The following is a 3847-nucleotide window of genomic DNA, read 5'->3' on the forward strand; positions in this document are numbered from 1 at the left end:
CCCGCCACGTTGGCGCACAGGTTCGGGTCCATCATGGCGTAGCGGTTGCTGTTGGCCGGCAGCAGCACCAGGAAGTCGTTGGAGACGTACTGGGGGCTGTAGCCGTCGGGATTGTTGACCTTGGTCAGGTCACGCTGATAGCCCCAGATCGGGCTGGTCTTTTCGTACTGCACGTTGACCAGCGCATGGAATCGATCGTCGACACCATTGAAGCCGCGCGCCGCACTGACGCGTACGCTGTTGCCGCCGCCTTCGGAGTAGGCACCGCCACGGACGTTGAGCACACCGCCATCCATGCGCTCCTTGAGGATGATGTTGACCACGCCGGCGATCGCATCCGAACCGTACAGCGAAGACTGGCCGCCGGGCAGGATCTCGATGCGCTCGACGATGTCGATCGGAATGCCGCTGATGTTGTTGAAACTGTCGCTGCCGTTGTACAGCGCCGGATACGAGAGCATCGGGCGGCCGTTGATCAGGTACTTGGTGTAGCCGGGGCTGAGCCCGAACATGCCGGCGGCCTCGGCACCCTGGGTGAACGAAGCGGAGGTCTGCCCGCCCTGCAGGCCGCCGGTCGACAGCGAGGACTGCTGCAGGACGTCGGCGACGCTGGTGAARCCGCGGGTCTGGATGTCCTCGGCGGTGACGGTCAGKACCGGCGTGTGGTTCTCGATCTGCGTCTGCGGGATCAGTGAGCCGGTGACGGTGACGCGGTCAAGCTGGGTCGGGCCGGTGTCCTGCGCGTGGGCTGCGCCGGAGGCGAGCAGGGTGCCGATCAGGGCAAGGGTCAGGGGGTGACGCGAAGGCGTGGAGCGATGGCGAGACATGATGGATCCCCGTAATGAGCGATGTCGTCTGGCTGATGTCCTCCCTGACATCTTCATGATGTGTTCAGTTGCAATCCATTCAGCCGGACCGTAACACGACGTTCACGTTGTCAAAACGGTCCCGTCACACGGATGTGCTGCTCATCGGAAGAAAAGTCCTTTGAAATCAGTGCGTAAACGCGATTGTCTGGGAATGTTTCAAAATGTTGCGTTGCGGAACAAAATCGATCGAAGTCGATGTTTCTTATGTAGATCAAGGGCTTGCCGCCTTCGCGGATGCTTTTCTCATTATTTAATTTATGAGACTTATTTTGATCTTCCGTCTCAATTGACGGGCATGAAAAAGGCCCCGCCTAAGCGGGGCCTCCCGGGCAGCGCGGGCGCGGCGCTTACTTCCCGCCGAACTCGTACTTGGCCTGCACGTAGACCGCACGGCCGTAGGGGTTGTAGATGCTGCTGTTGTACGGTGCGCCGATGTTGCCGGCGTAGCTGTGGGCCTGGCCGTCGGGCATCTTGTTGAACACGTTGTTGACCATCATCGACAGCGTCAGGTTGTCCATCGCCTGGTAATTCACGCTCAGGTTGTAGGTGGTGTACGAGCCCCACTTGCCGGCCTCGTAGCCGGACGGATGCACGTAGTCGTAGCCCTTGCCCAGGTATGCCATGCGGTTGGGCGTCTTGCCGATGTAGTTGAAGTACACGGTGGTGGTCCACTTGTCCTTCGCCCAGCCCACCGCACCGTCGGCACGCACCTTGGCGTACTGGTCGTAGTTCCACATCGCGTACGGGTCGCGCAGCAGGTCCAGGTACTCGTCGCCCGGCTGCGGCTGCAGTTCGCGCTTGATCATGTTGGTGTAGTTGCTGGAGAACTGCAGCGCACCGAAGCGGCCGATGTCCTGCACGTACTTGAAGCTGGCCGTGACCGCCTGCAGGTTCTGGCTGGCGATGTTCATCTTCGGCGTGTAGATCTGCTCCAGCTTGCCGGTGCCATCGCGGGTGATCCAGTCGCTCACGTTCTGGCAGCTGGCCGAGGTGTTGTTGGTCTGGCCGTTGCGGCAGTARTACTCGGCCAGCAGCAACTGGTCGGAACTGAGGGTGTTGACCTCGTTCTTGATCTTCCAGTTGTAGTARTCCACCGACACCGACAGGTTGTTGATGGGSGCCCACACGATGCCSGCGTTCCAGACRTCGGCGGTGATCGSYTCCAGSTCSGGGTTGCCGGACTGCTCACCGAACACCGATTCGTTGGCATACGGGCAGCCAACCGTGTCGCTCGGGTTGAAGCCGAGCTGGCCACAGCGGTAGTAGTCGACCGAACTGTTGGCGTAGTACCCGCTGCGGCCCTGGAAGGCGTCGGACAGGCTGGGCGCGCGGAAGGCGGTGCCGTACTTGCCGCGGAACAGCAGGCTTTCAATGGGACGGAACTCCACGCCGATGCTGTAGGTCGATTTGTCGACGGTCTTGTCGGCGATCTTGAACGCGTCGTAGCGGCCCGAGGCGGTCACGGTCAACGACTCCAGCAACGGCATGCGCAGTTCGCTGGTCAGTGCGTAGTTGCTGCGATGTCCGGCACCGGCCACCGAGGTGGTGCCCCACACGCTGCCGTCCAGCAGGCGCTGGTCGGGGGTATACGACCAGCCTTCGCTGCCTGCTTCGGCCACCACTGCCAGGCCGGCATCGCCACCGGGCAGCTTGAACAGCGAACCATTGGTGATCTGCGCGCGGCCCAGGTTCTGCCAGGTGCGGCTCTTGTTGTAGGTGAAACCGGTGAAGGTCTGGAAATCGCCGGCCGGCAGCGGCGAATAGAACGCGCCCCAGTTCGGGTTGTAGATGTTGTAGCCGTCGTCGGTGACGCCCAGCACCGGACCCAGCACGCGGTCTTCGAAGTAGCTGTCGATCTCATTGGCCCAGCGCGCGAAGCTGCGCTCGGTCAGCTTGTACTCGCCACGGCTGAAGCTGGCGCTGTAATCCCAGTTGCCAACGTTGCCGCGCCCGCCCAGAGTGATCTGGTAGGCCTTGTTGCGATCGGTGCTCATGGTGTCGCGGTAGCCGGCGGCGCTGATGTCCTCCGGCGCGAACGCGCGCTGCAGGTTCATGTATTCGCCACTTGCCTGGTCGACGAACGCACCGAAGCCGACATCGCTGCCCCAGAAGGCGTAGCCCGAACCGGCGTTGTACTGCACTTCTTCCAGGCTGTAGAGCGCGTCTGCGAACAGCTGGAAGTTGTCGTTGACGTCGAAGGACATCGACGAATAGATCTGGCTGCTTTCCTTGCCGTTCTTCAGCGTCTTGTAGCCGGCACTGAAGGGCGAGCCACAGGACTCACCGGTAGCGCGTGTGCCCAGTACGGTGGTGCCGCCGAACTGGCCGGCGACGTTGGCGCAGCGGCTCGGGTCCATCATCACGTAAGCGTTCTGCTGGCCCGGCAGGTAGACCAGGAAGTCGTTGGTCGGAACCTGCGGCGTATAACCCTTGGTGTTGTTCTGCTTGGTCAGGTCGCGCTGGTAACCCCAGATCGGGCTGCTCTTCTCGTACTGCACGTTGACCAACGCGTGGAAGCGATCATCGAATGCATTGAAGCCATGCGCGCCGCTGACGCGGAAATCGTTGCCGCCACCCTCGGTGTAACCGCCGCCGCGCACGTTCAGCACGCCGCCGTCCATGCGGTCCTTGAGGATGATGTTGACCACACCGGCGATCGCGTCCGAGCCGTACAGCGAGGACTGCCCACCGGGCAGGATCTCGATGCGCTCGACGATGTCGATCGGGATGCCGCTGAGGTTGTTGAAGGTGTCGCTGCCGTTGTAGAGAGCGGGGTAGGACAGCATCGGCCGTCCATTGATCAGGTACTTGGTGTAGCTCGGGCTGAGGCCGAACATGCCCGAGGCTTCAGCGCCCTGGGTGAACGAAGCGGAGGTCTGGCCGCCCTGCAGGCCACCGGTGGTCAACGAGTTCTGCTGCAGCACCTCGGCAACGCTGGTGAAGCCGCGGGTCTGGATGTCCTCGGCGGTGACGGTCAG

Annotated in this window: 2 protein-coding genes; both read right to left on the reverse strand. The window is 62.2% G+C overall.

Annotated features, from left to right (window positions below):
* Positions 1 to 827 (reverse strand): TonB-dependent receptor plug domain-containing protein (locus AB4Y84_RS15695; protein WP_442250405.1); only part of this gene is annotated, 827 nt, incomplete at its 3' end.
* Positions 828 to 1216: 389 nt separating this feature from the next.
* Positions 1217 to 3847: TonB-dependent receptor domain-containing protein (locus AB4Y84_RS15700; RefSeq protein ID WP_442250406.1), on the reverse strand; the 2631-nt coding region annotated here is incomplete at its 5' end.

It is taken from the genome of Stenotrophomonas sp. 2YAF22 (assembly GCF_052114665.1).
Lineage (GTDB): Bacteria > Pseudomonadota > Gammaproteobacteria > Xanthomonadales > Xanthomonadaceae > Stenotrophomonas > Stenotrophomonas indicatrix.